This window comes from Flavobacterium sp. Leaf82 (assembly GCF_001422725.1).
In the GTDB taxonomy this organism is placed as follows: Bacteria; Bacteroidota; Bacteroidia; order Flavobacteriales; family Flavobacteriaceae; genus Flavobacterium.
Genome location: NZ_LMMA01000036.1, coordinates 38405 through 53042 on the forward strand (window position 1 = coordinate 38405; position 14638 = coordinate 53042).

13 protein-coding genes are annotated in these 14638 nt (G+C 35.0%); 10 read left to right on the forward strand and 3 right to left on the reverse strand.

The genetic code is table 11. The features are described 5' to 3' along the window. Nucleotides 1–184: 184 nt before the first annotated feature. The 8 genes from ASF10_RS22235 to pdeM all read left to right on the forward strand — a co-directional run bounded on the left by ASF10_RS22235 (nt 185) and on the right by pdeM (nt 9179). Nucleotides 185–772 (forward strand): TetR/AcrR family transcriptional regulator, encoded by a 588-nt coding sequence (locus ASF10_RS22235; RefSeq protein ID WP_056254424.1) that lies wholly within the window; start codon nt 185–187, stop codon nt 770–772. A gap of 87 nt (nt 773–859) precedes the next feature. Then, the gene (locus ASF10_RS22240; protein ID WP_056254427.1) at nt 860–1672 is read left to right on the forward strand and encodes an SDR family NAD(P)-dependent oxidoreductase; all 813 of its coding nucleotides are present in this window, start codon (nt 860–862) and stop codon (nt 1670–1672) included. A gap of 176 nt (nt 1673–1848) precedes the next feature. Further along, nucleotides 1849–2229, forward strand: coding sequence for a response regulator (locus ASF10_RS22245; protein WP_056254430.1), 381 nt, complete (start codon nt 1849–1851; stop codon nt 2227–2229). 99 nt (nt 2230–2328) lie between these two features. Continuing rightward, the gene (locus ASF10_RS22250; protein ID WP_056254433.1) at nt 2329–2940 is read left to right on the forward strand and encodes a hypothetical protein; all 612 of its coding nucleotides are present in this window, start codon (nt 2329–2331) and stop codon (nt 2938–2940) included. Between the two features lie 8 nt (nt 2941–2948). Next, nucleotides 2949–3995 (forward strand): ligase-associated DNA damage response exonuclease, encoded by a 1047-nt coding sequence (locus tag ASF10_RS22255; RefSeq protein WP_056254435.1) that lies wholly within the window; start codon nt 2949–2951, stop codon nt 3993–3995. Nucleotides 3996–4197: 202 nt separating this feature from the next. Next, nucleotides 4198–5799, forward strand: coding sequence for an ATP-dependent DNA ligase (locus ASF10_RS22260; protein ID WP_056254439.1), 1602 nt, complete (start codon nt 4198–4200; stop codon nt 5797–5799). Nucleotides 5800–6078: 279 nt separating this feature from the next. Beyond that, nucleotides 6079–8538 carry a ligase-associated DNA damage response DEXH box helicase gene (locus tag ASF10_RS22265; protein WP_056254443.1) on the forward strand — a complete coding sequence of 820 codons (2460 nt, stop codon included), beginning with the start codon at nt 6079–6081 and terminating at the stop codon, nt 8536–8538. Nucleotides 8539–8543: 5 nt separating this feature from the next. Continuing rightward, nucleotides 8544–9179, forward strand: coding sequence for a ligase-associated DNA damage response endonuclease PdeM (gene pdeM, locus ASF10_RS22270; protein ID WP_056254446.1), 636 nt, complete (start codon nt 8544–8546; stop codon nt 9177–9179). Here pdeM and ASF10_RS22275 read toward each other — a convergent pair. The 3 genes from ASF10_RS22275 to ASF10_RS22285 form a co-directional block, all read right to left on the reverse strand. Next, complete coding sequence (locus ASF10_RS22275) at nt 9171–9677, reverse strand: hypothetical protein (RefSeq protein ID WP_056254449.1); 507 nt, start codon at nt 9675–9677, stop codon at nt 9171–9173. The two genes, pdeM and ASF10_RS22275, sit on opposite strands and share 9 nt — an antisense overlap. Before the next feature lie 415 nt (nt 9678–10092). Continuing rightward, a complete protein-coding gene (locus ASF10_RS22280; RefSeq protein ID WP_056254452.1) occupies nt 10093–10956 on the reverse strand; it encodes a helix-turn-helix domain-containing protein in 864 nt (287 codons plus the stop codon). Between the two features lie 135 nt (nt 10957–11091). Then, complete coding sequence (locus ASF10_RS22285) at nt 11092–12318, reverse strand: PQQ-dependent sugar dehydrogenase (RefSeq protein ID WP_056254455.1); 1227 nt, start codon at nt 12316–12318, stop codon at nt 11092–11094. 372 nt (nt 12319–12690) lie between these two features. Between ASF10_RS22285 and ASF10_RS22290 the strand changes: the two genes are divergently transcribed. After that, the gene (locus ASF10_RS22290; RefSeq protein WP_056254459.1) at nt 12691–13353 is read left to right on the forward strand and encodes a FadR/GntR family transcriptional regulator; all 663 of its coding nucleotides are present in this window, start codon (nt 12691–12693) and stop codon (nt 13351–13353) included. A gap of 39 nt (nt 13354–13392) precedes the next feature. After that, on the forward strand, nt 13393–14616 hold the full coding sequence (locus ASF10_RS22295; RefSeq protein ID WP_056254461.1) for an MFS transporter: 1224 nt from the start codon (nt 13393–13395) through the stop codon (nt 14614–14616). Nucleotides 14617–14638: the final 22 nt, after the last annotated feature.

Sequence of the window (14638 nt, forward strand, 5' to 3'; positions counted from 1 at the left end):
AAAGAACGGTGTAACTTTCAGTGAATTTACATTTTCTAAAGCATTTTAAATAAAAAAATTATGTCTCAGGACTTGTAACTCCCAACAAACGAAGTCAAATGTGAAAATTATCATAAAAAAAATCAATTTATTTTGTTTTTATGACCAATCGGTCATATATTTGTACTCGTTAAATGAAACTATCATGACAAAGGGAGAAGAAACCAGACAATTCATTATAGAAAAAGCAGCACCAATTTTTAATACAAAAGGGATTGCCGCAACTGCTATGAGTGATATTATGGAGGCTACAAAATTGTCTAAAGGAAGTATGTATGTTCACTTTGAAAACAAAGATGTTCTTGCCTGCGCCGCGGTAGATCATAATATGAAAATATTGGGCGATAAACTTTTGTTTGCAATCAGTAAAAGCAAAACAGCAAAAGAAGAGCTTTTTACTTATATAGATTTCTTTAGTAATGCTGTAAATCCGCCACTTATCGGAGGATGTCCTTTATTAAATTTTGGTACAGAGGCTGATGATACCAATCCTGTCGTAAAAGAGAAAATAAATAAAGGCTGTAATGCCAATCAGCAATTACTGGCTAATAGTGTGAATAAAGGAATTGCCAACGGAGAATTTAATCCGGAATGGAATGCCGAAGAATTTGCCATCGTTATGTTTGCCATGATGGAAGGCGGTCATCTAATTTCCAGAATGTCAGGTAATAATGATAAGATGAAAGTGATAACAAAAACATTAAAAAAAATTATAGAGGAAAACACACTCTAATTTTTTTTATCATAAAAATGACCGATCAGTCATATTTAAAAATAAATAATCAACAATTTATAATCAACATTTAAAAATTAAAACACCATGTCAAAAACAATTTTAATTTCAGGAGCATCAAAAGGATTTGGAAAAGCCTGGACAGAAGCATTTTTAGCAAAAGGATACAAGGTAGCTGCAACAGCCAGAAATATCGATACGCTAGCCGACTTAAAAACACAATACGGAGACGCTATTTTGCCTTTAACTTTAGATGTAAACAAGCGTGAAGATTCGTTTGCACTTGTAGAAAAAGTAAAACAACATTTTGGTACAATTGATATCCTGATAAATAATGCAGGTTATGCATTAAATGGAGCTGTTGAAGAAGCCAGCGAAACAGAAGCAAGAGCACAATTTGAAACGAATTTTTTTGGTACTCTTTGGTTAACTCAAGCGGTTTTACCAATTATGAGAAATCAAAAAAGTGGTCATATTATTCAGGTTTCTTCTATTTTAGGAATCACAACTTTGCCAAATTTGGGTCTTTATAATGCTTCTAAATTTGCTGTGGAAGGTTTGACTGAAACACTTGCTCAGGAAGTAAAACAATTTGGAATCAATGTTACCTTGGTTGAACCAAACGGTTATGTTACTGATATTTGGGGTAACGGATTTAATAGTGAAAGTATTGACGCTTATAACGGACTTAGAAAAGCAATTGAAGAAGGACATGATCCTGACACCTTTGGAAAAACAAGCGCAACTGTACCTGCGATTGTTAAACTGGTTGAAGCAGAAAATCCTCCTTTACGCCTGTTTTTAGGTAAAGTAGCATTGCCATTTGCAAAACAAGTATATGAGCAAAAACTGGCAACCTGGGAAGAATGGGCAGATGTTTCTGTAGCGGCTCACGGTTAATTATTTTAGATTTAAATAAAAAAGAGGGTAAAAGTTTAAAGTCTTTTATCCTCTTTTTTTTTTGTTTTCCCAACTCTTAAAATATTAAAATTTAAAAATTATATGAAAGTGAAATTATATAAATCCTGAACAAAATTATATAACTTCATGTGCGGATTTTAAAATAATTTCATGGAATGAAAAATACTGTAATTTTACTAGTAGATGATGACGAAGATGACTGCGAACTTTTTATCGCAGCAATAGCTTCTTTGAATAAAAATATCCTAACTACTATTTCCAATAATTCATTAGAAGCATTAAATAATTTAAAAGCAGCAACTGTATTGCCTGACTTTATATTTCTGGATATGCAAATGCCTTATCTAAGCGGAGCAGAATTCATCCAGCAATTGAGACAGATTCCTGAACTTAATAAAATTCAGGTGGTTGTTTATTCATCGCATTCACAGGATACACTAAAAAAACTGACCAACGAATTTGACTCTGTACAGATATTTACCAAGCCCAATAACTTTCAGGAGCTTGTAAGAACATTGGATAATATACTTGCTTGATTAGAAATCATGTAACATTTAAGGAAAAAAGTATAAATTCTAAACTTGTCATAGCCAGTAACTTTGTGTAACGTTTATGTAACTAACACCTTAATTGCTATGCTGCTACAATTTATCTCCAACTTATTTGAAAGCAACGAATCTGATCAAAATCAATATGATATTGTTGTTCAGATTAATGATAAAGTTTCACCTGCAGATAAACGAAACCTTTATCTGTTACCACTAAATGATTTTTTAACTACTAAAAATTATGGTGAGATTTCTGGTGGCGGAATTCTTAAGGAAGAGCCCGGAGAAATTATTTTTTGTGATATTCACATCAAATTTTATCAGGAAAAAATAGCAGAAAATATCCTTAAAGAGATCATGACTTATCTTGAAGATTGTGGTGCTCCAAAAGGATCAAAAATAATTATTAAAAAAACACATCAGGAAATTCCGTTTGGTAAAAACGAAGGAATTGCCATTTATCTGGATGAAGCTATTCCCGAAGAAAAAAATCAGGAATTGTATAATTTAGATTTTATTCAGTCTGAAATTTCAAAACGCACCAATACCACACAAACTGCCGAAAGATTCTGGAAAGGAAATTCGACTACCGGATTGTACTTTTACGGGCAATCATACGAAAAAATGAAAGACGAAGTTTCTCATTTTATCAGTTCATATCCTTTGTATAAAAGTGCGAGAATTGCTCAAATAGCTTAAGTAAAGTTATGAAAGTCCCATTATTAGCATTCAACGACAAAGGCATATATTGTCAGCAGGCAGATGTATATCTTGATCCGTGGCGTCCGGTTACGAACGCAATTATTACACATGGCCATGCAGATCACTCTCGCTGGGGACATCAAAATTATATTACTCATCATACCAATGTACCTATTATAAGACACCGTCTTGGCGATATTAATGTTACGGGGAAAGACTGGAACGAAACTTTTACTGTAAACGGAGTAAAATTTTCGCTTCATCCTGCGGGACACATTATAGGTTCAGCCCAAATACGGGTAGAATACAAAGGCGAAGTCTGGGTTTTTACCGGAGATTATAAAACCGAAGATGACGGAATTTCTACACCCTACGAAGTTGTAAAATGTAACTCTTTTATAACAGAATGTACTTTTGGATTACCCGCTTTTAAGTGGACGCCACAAGCCGAAGTCATGACCGATATTAATAATTGGTGGGCAGAAAATCGTGCCGAAGGAAAAACGTCTGTTTTGTTTGGATATTCTCTTGGAAAAGCACAACGTTTATTAAAATATCTCGATACCAGTATTGGTCAAATATACACGCATGGAGCAATCGAAAATATGACGGAAGTCTTACGGCCAATGGTCGATTTTCCGCCTACAACCAGAGTAACTGCTGCTACCAAAAAAGAAGATTTACTGGGCAGTATAGTTCTCGCTCCGCCAAGTGCACACGGAAGTACGTGGATTAGAAAAATGACTCCTTTTGTTACAGGTTCTGCCAGTGGATGGATGACGTTTAGAGGAGCCAGACGCCGTAGAGCCGTAGATCGTGGTTTTGTATTAAGCGATCACTGCGACTGGACAGGTTTACTTGAAAGCATTAAAGCAACCGGAGCCGAAAAAATAATCTGTACACACGGATATTCAGATATATTCTCGAAATACCTTCAGGAACTGGGTTATGATGCACGAACCGCTCACACACAATATGAAGGAGAATTAGGTGAAATGGATAGTAAGAAAGATGTTGAGGAAGATGTTGAGAAAATAGAAGATGTGGAATAGAATAAAGAGTATAGAATAAAGATGAAAGAAGCAAGAGACAAGATTTAAGCAATAAGAGAAAATATCTTAATACGTTTAATCTTTTTTCAGCATTCTTTTTAATCTTTTCATCTTGTCTCTTGTCTCTTGTCTCTTTAATCTTGCTTCTTGTCTCTTGCTTCTTCTACTCACCTTCTCCACTCTCTTAAAAAAATAAAAAAACATGAAAAACTTTGCCGAACTTATAAAAGCGCTTGACAGTTCTAATAAAACGTCGGTAAAAGTAGATGCTTTGACCAATTATTTTATCAATGCCAGTAATGAAGATAAAGTCTGGACAATTGCAATTCTTTCGCATCGTCGTCCGCCAAGACCTGTCAATACTACTTTATTGCGTTTGTGGGCAAATGAACTGGCCAATATTCCGCTATGGTTGTTTGAAGAAAGTTATCATATTGTTGGAGATTTGGCAGAAACAATAGCATTGGTAATTCCAACCACACATGAACATTCTGATAAAAGTTTAACAGAATATCTACAGGAAATTATTGCACTGAAAAAGAAAACAGATATCGAGAAAAAAGAATATCTGCAGGAAAACTGGCTGGCTCTTAATTATTATGAACGTTTTGTTTTTACCAAATTAATTACCGGAAGTTTTAGAATCGGCGTAAGCCAAAAGTTAATGACGCGCGCACTTTCTAAAGCCGAAAATATTGATGAAGATTCTCTTGCACACAAATTAATGGGCGATTGGAATCCAAATACAATCTCGTTTCAGGAATTAATTTTAGACGAAAAAAATAGCGATTATTTATCGAAACCATTTCCGTTTTATCTGGCTTATCCTATTGAAGGCGAACCATCAAATCTGGGAAATGCCGAAGATTGGAGCGCGGAGCACAAATGGGACGGAATTCGATCGCAAACCATAATTCGTGATAATGAAATTTTTATCTGGAGTCGTGGCGAAGAATTAGTAACGGATAAATATCCTGAGTTTGCTGCTTTCATTGGAATTATTCCTGATGGAACTGTAATCGACGGAGAAATTCTTCCGTTTATCGAAAATGAAATTGGAACTTTTAATGATCTCCAAACCAGAATTGGACGTAAAACAGTTTCGGCAGCAGTCCTGAAAAAATCTCCTGTAATTATAAAAGCATACGATTTACTGGAATGGAAAGGTCAGGATATTCGAAATCTTCCTTTTGAAGAAAGACGTATATTATTAGAGCAATTGTTTGAAGATATTAAACACAATGATATTCCGCTGCAACTTTCTGAAAGGGTAAAATTTTCAACCTGGGAAGAATTAACGGAGGAAAGATTGCGATCCCGCGAAATGAGAAGTGAAGGTTTGATGATAAAAAGAAAAGATTCGCCTTATCTCGTAGGAAGAAAAAAGGGCGATTGGTGGAAATGGAAAATTGAACCTCTGGTGATCGATGCCGTTCTCACTTACGCGATGCGCGGACACGGAAGACGCTCGAATTTATTTACCGATTATACTTTTGCCTTATGGCATAATAATGAAAATAACGAACGTGAATTGGTCACTTTTGCAAAAGCTTATTCCGGTTTAACCGATGCCGAATTTAGAATGGTCGATGACTGGATTAAGAAGAATACTTTAGAACGATTTGGCCCGGTTCGAAGCGTAACGCCTCAATTGGTTTTTGAAATTGGTTTTGAAGGTATTGCACTTTCGAAAAGACATAAAAGCGGAATTGCAACACGATTTCCAAGGATTTTAAGATGGCGACATGATAAAAAAATAAAGGAAGCAAATTCTATTGAGGATTTGAAAAGTATGATTTTATAGATGGTATTGCGGGTAAAATGGCACACGGATGACACGGATTCGCAAGCGAAAACACGGATGGGCACGGATTTTTTTTCGCATTTTTTGTCATTGCGAGGAACGAAGCAATCGCATTAAGAATGTCGCTAATCTTTGTCGAATTACTTGTGTGATTTCTCCTCCGTCGAAATGACAAGATTGTGGTAAAAATGCATTTTTTAATTTTCTTAAACAAAGCATACCTTAATGCATCTTAATATCTTAATGGTAAAAAAATCTTAACAGTGAAAAAACAATAAAATGAACAGAGAGCAACTTTTTGCGGTAGCAAATGACTGGTTTGAAAATCAGGGATGGAAACCGTTTCCGTTTCAGACCCAGACCTGGACTGCTTTTTTGCAGGGTAAAAATGGTTTACTGAACGCTCCAACCGGAAGCGGAAAAACCTATGCGCTCTGGTTGCCTATTGTTTTAAACTACATTAAAAATAATCCCAATTATAAAACGAAACATACGCCCGGACTTAAAGCTATTTGGATTACACCCTTGCGTTCGCTTTCGGTTGAAATAAAACAAGCTGCAGAAAGAGTCGTTAATGATCTTGGAACTAAAATGACTGTCGGAATTCGTTCCGGAGATACATCGGCAAGTGAAAGAGCCAAGCAAAAAGGAAAAATGCCAGATTTGTTAGTGACAACTCCGGAGAGTTTACAATTGCTTTTGGCTACAAAAGGATATGATAAAATTTTTGGTAATTGTACGGCAATTGTTATCGATGAATGGCATGAGCTATTAGGTACAAAACGTGGTGTGCAAACTGAACTGGCTTTATCCCGACTTAAAACGATTGCTCCCAATATGCGAATTTGGGGAATCTCAGCAACAATTGGAAACTTACAGCAAGCTCAGGAAGTTTTATTGGGCGTTGATTCAGAAGCCTATCATAATTCGGTTTTGATAAAGGCTCAGATTCATAAAAAAATAAAAGTTATATCGATTATTCCGGATAAAATGGAAACGTATCCGTGGCGCGGACATATGGGTTTGCATCTTATTGACGAAGTGGCAAAAATTGTAAAAGCGAGTAAAACGACTTTGATTTTTACCAATGTGCGATCTGCGTGTGAAATCTGGTTTCAGCGATTACTGGAAAAATATCCTGAGTTTGCCGGAGAAATGGCCATGCATCACGGCAGTATAAATCGTGAAACGAGACTTTGGGTAGAACAAGCAATTAGAGACGAAGAATTAAAAGTTGTGGTTTGTACCTCAAGTCTGGATTTGGGAGTCGATTTTGCTCCCGTAGAAACTATTATTCAGGTTGGTGGTCCTAAAGGCGTTGCGCGTTTTTTGCAAAGAGCCGGAAGAAGCGGGCATCAACCGGGAAAGGAAAGTGTGATTTATTTTTTGGCAACGCATGCAATCGAATTAATCGAAGCTTCGGCATTGAAAAAAGCGGTTGAAAATAATGTTATCGAAGATCGTGTTCCGTACTTGAACAGTTGGGACGTTTTAGTTCAATATCTTAATACGCTGGCTGTTTCTGATGGTTTTTTTCCTGATGAAATTTTTAAAGAAGTAAAAGCAACGTTTTGTTATCAGGCAATGACGGAGGAAAACTGGAATTGGATTTTGAATTTTATTTCTAACGGAAGTCAAAGTTTACAGGCGTATGATGAATATAAAAAGGTAGAAGTTGAAGAAGACGGACGTTTTAAAATAAACAGCAGATTAATTGCCATGCATCATCGAATGCAAATAGGAACTATTGTGGGCGATGCAGTTGTAAATGTAAAATTTATGAGCGGCGGTTATATTGGTACTATCGAAGAATGGTTTGTTTCGAAATTAAAACCGGGAGATACTTTTATCTTTGCCGGAAAACAACTGGAACTATTCAAAGTCAGGAATATGCAGGTTTTGGTTCGAAAGGCTGACCCTAAAAAGAAATCGAAAGTGGTAAGCTGGATGGGCGGACGAATGGCACTTTCGGCACAAATGAGCGAATTGCTGCGTCAGGAATTATATCGCGCCAATACAGATAATTTATCACCGGAATTAAAAGCGTTAAAACCTTTGTTTATTAGACAAAGAAAGGAATCTATCGTTCCGGGCGATCACGAATTTTTGATCGAAACCTTTAAAACAAGAGAAGGATATCACGCTATTTTTTATCCTTTTGAAGGGCGTTTTGTTCATGAAGCCCTTGCCAGTTTATTGGCTTACAGAATTAGTTTACTTTTGCCCATAAGTTTTTCGCTTGCTTATAACGATTACGGATTCGAACTACTTTCTGATCAGGAAATTGATATGCAGAATGTTTTAGATAATAATTTATTTTCGACGGAATATGTGCATCATGATCTGCAAAAAAGTCTGAATGCTACTGAAATGGCAAGACGAAAATTCAGGGATATTGCCGTAATTGCAGGTTTGGTTTTTACAGGTTTTCCGGGTAAAATGGTCAAAACAAAACATTTGCAAAGTGGTTCTCAGTTGTTATTTGAAGTTTTTAGGGATTATGAACCTGATAATTTATTATTTCAGCAGGCGTATCGCGAAACCTTTGAACATCAGCTTGAGGAAGGTCGTTTGATTATGGCATTAGAACGCATAAACAATCAGGAAATTATTTGGAAAAAATGTTTAAAACCTACGCCTTTTAGTTTCCCTTTAATTACGGATCGATTAAGAGAAAAATTATCAAGCGAAACTTTAGCAGAACGAATTAAAAAAATGACAGCTTCGTATATGAAGTAATATTTATGACTATTAGCATACAAAACCAAACATTTATTTTACATCCAAGCGGCGCATTATTTTGGGAAACCAGAAATTTGCTTCTCATTTCTGATGTGCATTTAGGAAAAGTTTCCCATTTTAGAAAACACGGCGTGGCGATTCCGAATAATGTGGTTTCGGAAAATTTTAAACGTTTGACTGAAGTTGTGGAAAATTTTAAACCTGAAAAAATTATTTTCCTGGGAGATTTATTTCATAGTTCTAAAAACACCGAATGGGATTTATTCGAAAAATGGGTCGACTGCTGTACCAATAAAATTATTCTTATTGCAGGAAATCATGATATTATCGACAAGAAACATTATATAAATCTTGACATTGATGTAATTGAATCTCTGGAAATAGATGATTTTTTATTAACGCATCATCCCACAATAAAAGATGGTTTTTTCAATTTTTCCGGACATATTCATCCGGGAATCATCCTTCGTGGTTTTGGTGCTCAATCTTTAAAATTACCTTGTTTTTTTCAGAAAGAAAACCAAATGATTTTAGCTGCTTTTGGCGAATTTACCGGAAAACATGTTTTAAAGCCTCAACAGAATGATATTGTTTACGCAATTGCTAATGATGAGGTTATCAAGATTCGATTAGATTGATTTTTTAAAATAAAGCTGTTTTTGATGTGTGTCGCGTGTACTGTCATTTTCATATTCAAATTCTTCGTAACCCAAAGATTTCAAAGTTTCTATTAAAACAGTATCAATTTCAAAAGCTTTTGCCCAGATCAAATCGTGTTTTCTTTGCAATGCGACTTCTTCGGCACGTTTAAAAAGTGCTGATAAATCATCTGGATTAAAGTATACAATATGATCTACGCCAATGGGTTTATTAGCTCCAAGATTTTGATTTGAAAGTCGGGACGAATTGAGTTTCATAAAAGACAACGGATTTTCGCCTTCATAAGCCATTAACATTTCAACCGAAAAATCGTTCTGAATCTTGAATAATTTCTGACTGGAAAGATTTTCCTGAGCGTACTTCTCTCCTATTTCTTTCGCATCACCAAACAAATCAGAATAGAATTTCAAGGCTTTTTCTTCCATCCAAACTACATTATCATTTATGATTACTACGAATTTTGCAACTTTAGACATATCTTTTATTATTTTATTAAATGCAAAGTTGAGAGGATTTGATGGATCAGGAAAGAGCTAAATGTCTTGTAGTTTGTTCGAAAAGTCGGAAACTTCATGTGTGTTTTTAAACACATAGAAACATAGTTTTTTTTACTGCTTAAAAAAGGCGTTTTACTTTGAATAAAACGGACGCATTAGCTTTGTCAAGTTTAAAACTTTGACAAAGCTTTTTATAAATACAACGTCTTTTTGTCATTTCGAGGAACGAGAAATCTTCGTTAGAAACTCTACAAAGATTGGTAATTTTTGGAACGGAGTCACTTGCGAAGATTTCTCGTTCCTCGAAATGACAAACTTTATGAAAAAATACCTTTATCTAAATGCATCTCAAAAGCTGAAACCTTGAATTTTATTTAAAATACAAAATTATATTTCAGATATTCTTTCTCCGATATTCCAAAGGCGAAATCTCTTCACATTTTTTAAAGAATCTTCCAAATGCGGATTGATTGGGGAAGTTTAAAATATCGCTGATTTGGTTGATTGTTAGCTCTTTATTCTGGAGTAAAACTTTGGCTTCGAGAGCAACAATATCTTCAATCCAGTTGCTGGCTGTCTTGCCGCTATTATTCTTTATTACTTCTGATAAATATTTACGGGTTACATTCAAAGCATCGGCATAATATTGAACGGATCTATGTTTTATAAAATCTTTAAAAAGAATTTCTCTAAATTTTTCGAACAACGGATTTTGTATGGATTCGTTAGGCGAAATTTGTTTAAAAGAATCCAGTTCATATATCAAAATATAAAGATAACTTCTTAGAATAGAAGGCTGATGATGTGAATTACTCTCAAGCGACTGGCGTAATAAAGAAAAGATTTGCTCAAACTTAAGTTTGTTTTTCTTCTCAAGATTAAAAACATGCATGTCACTATTTTCGAAAAATTCATATTGTGCCAAAAAGAAAACATTAGCCTGATTGTGCAGAAAAAATTGGGGCTTAAAAAAAATAATGTCAATTAAAATTTCGTCACTGTCTTTTGTAAAACTTCTAATTACAGATGGTCCCAAAGTAATTATTGCCGGAGCATGAATTATAATTTTCTTTAGTTTGGTTTGCATTACAATACTGCCTTTTCGAAGAAATTCTATCGCATAACTTTCTGCTCTGTAAGGCTCGCTGATATAAGGATGATCTTGCGCCTGAATATAAAAGTAGTCTTTATTAGTATCAGCATTCGCAAACAAACTTTTATGATGCGCGAGCGAATAGGTTGTAATTTTATTCTTCAATGGTATTTATTTTAATCCTTACCAAATATAGTCAACCCAATATCCAAAACAAAAAAATGGCGCCATACAGCGCCATTATATTATCAAGAGTCAAGTTCTATTTCTCTTTCTTCTATTCTCTTTCTTCTATTCTCTTTATTTCTTGTCAATTTTATAAAGTCTTCCATTATCAGTAACAGCGTATAAAGCTCCGTCGTTTCCTTGTGTAATATCTCTAAAACGTTGACCTTCTGAAGCAAGAAGTCTTTCTTCACCAATTACTTTATTATCTTTTATGGCAAGACGCACAATATGCATTCCGCTTAAAGCACCAATGAAAAGGTTATTTTGCCATTCCGGAACACGATTTCCTGTATAAAAAGTCATTCCGCTTGGCGAAACTACAGGATCCCAGTAGTAAACAGGCTGTTCTAAACCATCTTGTTGCTGAATTCCCGCACCAATTTTTTCACCACTATATTCGATTCCGTAAGTAATTGTAGGCCATCCGTAATTTGCACCAGGTTTTATGCGGTTGATTTCGTCACCACCTCTTGGTCCATGTTCAGAAAGCCAGATTTCGTTAGTAACAGGATTAAGCGCCAGACCTTGCGGATTTCTATGTCCTATAGAATATAATTCAGGTAAAGCTCCGGTTTGCGTAAAAGTTGGATTTCCAGATGCAGGCTGTCCGTCTTTTGTTATTCTGATTACTTTTCCAAGTCCGGCAGTAACTGATTGCGCTAATGGTCTTGTTTCCAGCACAGATCTTTCTCCTGTGCTTATGATAAGTGAACCTGTTTTATCAAAAAGAATACGTCCGCCATAATGAAGCGTACTTGCATTGGCAGGTTTCGCTCTGTATATTATGGTTGCACCTTCGATTGTTTTTTCATCAGCAGACAATTTTCCTTTGGCTACAGCCGTATTATTTCCACCTGTAGTTGCTTCTGCAAAAACCCAATATATCATACGGTTTGCAGTAAAATCAGGATCAATCGCTAAACCTAGTAAACCTCCCTGATTAGCAGCATTAACAGCAGGAATACCAGTAATAGGTGCACTTAAAACTCCGGCAGTTGTGGCGATACGCATTGTACCTGTTTTTTCTGTAATTAATAATCTTCCATCAGGAAGAGTTTTAATTCCCCAAGGGCTTGTTAAGGTTGTAGCAATAGCAACTCCTTCATAAGGTGTATTGGTTTGAATACCGCTAATACGAGTTTGTCCCTCGAAAGCGGGTTTATAAGTTGTGTTGGCAGCATTACCTTCTACTGGATTGGTAGTTGTGCCCGGATTTGCATCGACATCTTTATCATTAGAGCAGCTAAATAAAGTAATTAACACGCTCGAAACAATAGCAATCTGGCTAATATTTTTCATAGTTTTGGGGTTTAAATATTAAAAATAGTTATCAATTGTAGTGGTTCTGATTTAGAACAAAACAAAAATCTTAATTTTAATTTAAAAAACAGTTACATAATTTATAGGAAAATTTACATAATTAATTGGAAGCTTGTAATAAGTACAGGTTATTTAAAAACAGAATGCAAAAAGATTCTCAGCTATCAAAAAAAAAGGATAAACTACAAATTCACAAAGCTTTACACGAAAGTTGTACCAAATCAATAATCTTTGATTTGAGCAATAGCGAACAAACCATGCAAAATTTTGACCGAAAATCTTTAATGCATTATTAATTCATTACTATATTTTTTTTATATTTACAATCATCAGATGATATGATAACTTAATATGGCACTAATCAATAAAAAATCTCTTGCAGAAGAAGTTGCTTCAAAATTACAGGAGCAGATTTCTTTGGGACATTATAAAATCAATGAGAAATTACCTATTGAGGCTGAGCTTATGAAAAGTTTTGGTGTTGGGAGATCATCTATTAGAGAAGCGATGAAATTGCTGTCCAATTTAGGATTGCTCCGCATTCAACAAGGAGTTGGTACATTTGTTCAGGAAGTAAGAACTACCCGTGAACCTATGGATCAGCGTTTAATGCGTGCCAGTGTTCAGGATCTGGATGAAGTTCGACAATTATTAGAATTAAAAATTGCCGAAAAAGCAGCTACAAACAGAACCGAAGATGATATTGTTGCAATGAAAAAACATTTGCAAAACAGAATGGTCGCTGCAGAAAGGGGTTTACTCGAAGAATGTGTCGAAGCTGATATACAATTTCATATCGCGATTGCAGAAGCTTCAAAAAATGAAATTCTTGCTGATTTATATAAATCTGCTTCGATACATCTTAAAAAAGGATTTCTGCATCTTTATCCTGATACTAAAATATTTCAGGATACATATGCGATACATGAACAACTTTTAAAAAGTATTATTGCACAGGATTCTAAAAAGGCCTGGAATACTGTTGCAAAAATTATAGGACATATTAATTACTAATTTTTATCTAAATTCATCAGATGATCTGATATTTAAATCATGAAAACAAGCACAATTACCCCTTCTAAGCAGTTAGCCCAACAAACTATTTTTTCTATTTTATTTACGATTAGCTTTACGCATTTCCTGAACGATATGTTGCAGGCAGTTGTTCCTGCGGTTTATCCTATTATTAAGGAGAAATTTCATTTAACGTTTACTGATATCGGATTAATTACTTTGACGTATCAGCTTACAGCATCAATTTTACAGCCTTTTGTTGGTTTTTATACAGATCGAAAACCGCGTCCGTATTCGTTGGCAATCGCAATGGTTTTTACATTGGTTGGTTTGGCTGCCGTTGCTGTGGCTTCCAGTTTCGTTAATATTTTACTAGCCGTAAGTTTAATAGGTATCGGGTCTTCTATATTTCATCCTGAATCTTCAAGGGTTGCGCATTTGGCTTCGGGAGGAAAAAAGGGTTTGGCACAATCTATTTTTCAATTGGGCGGAAATGCAGGAAGCGCAATCGGACCTTTGCTTGCCGCGATAATTGTTGTTCCTTATGGACAGTTTAATATTATCTGGTTTTGTCTTGCTGCAGTTTTAGGAATTGTGATTCTTTCCGGAATTGCAAAATGGTATCAGGAACATTTAAATCTTAAAGCATTAAATAAAAACGCAGTTGCAGAAGAGGTTCATCATTCGCTTTCTAAACAAAAAGTAATCTTTTCATTGGGTATTTTATTGGTTTTGATATTTTCTAAATACTTTTATATGGCGAGTATGACAAGTTATTATACGTTTTATCTTATCGATAAATTTCATTTGTCTGTACAGGAATCTCAAATCTATCTTTTTGCTTTTCTTGGTGCTGTGGCTGCCGGAACTTTATTTGGCGGACCATTAGGAGACCGTTTTGGACGAAAGTATATTATCTGGATTTCTATATTAGGTGTTGCTCCTTTTACGTTATTATTGCCTTATGCTTCTCTTTTCTGGACAGGAATTTTATCTGTAATTATTGGATTAATTATCTCATCTGCTTTTTCTGCAATTTTAGTTTATGCAACTGAACTTGTTCCCGGAAAAGTGGGTTTAATTGCGGGGCTTTTCTTTGGTCTTGCCTTTGGAATGGGCGGATTAGGATCTGCTATTTTAGGAAAATTAGCTGATACAACAAGTATAGAATATGTTTTTAAAGTATGCGCATTCCTGCCTTTGATAGGTATTTTGACAAGTTTGCTTCCTAATATTGAGGGAAAGAAAAAAATGCAAAATTAATTTATCTAACAAAATTAAATTA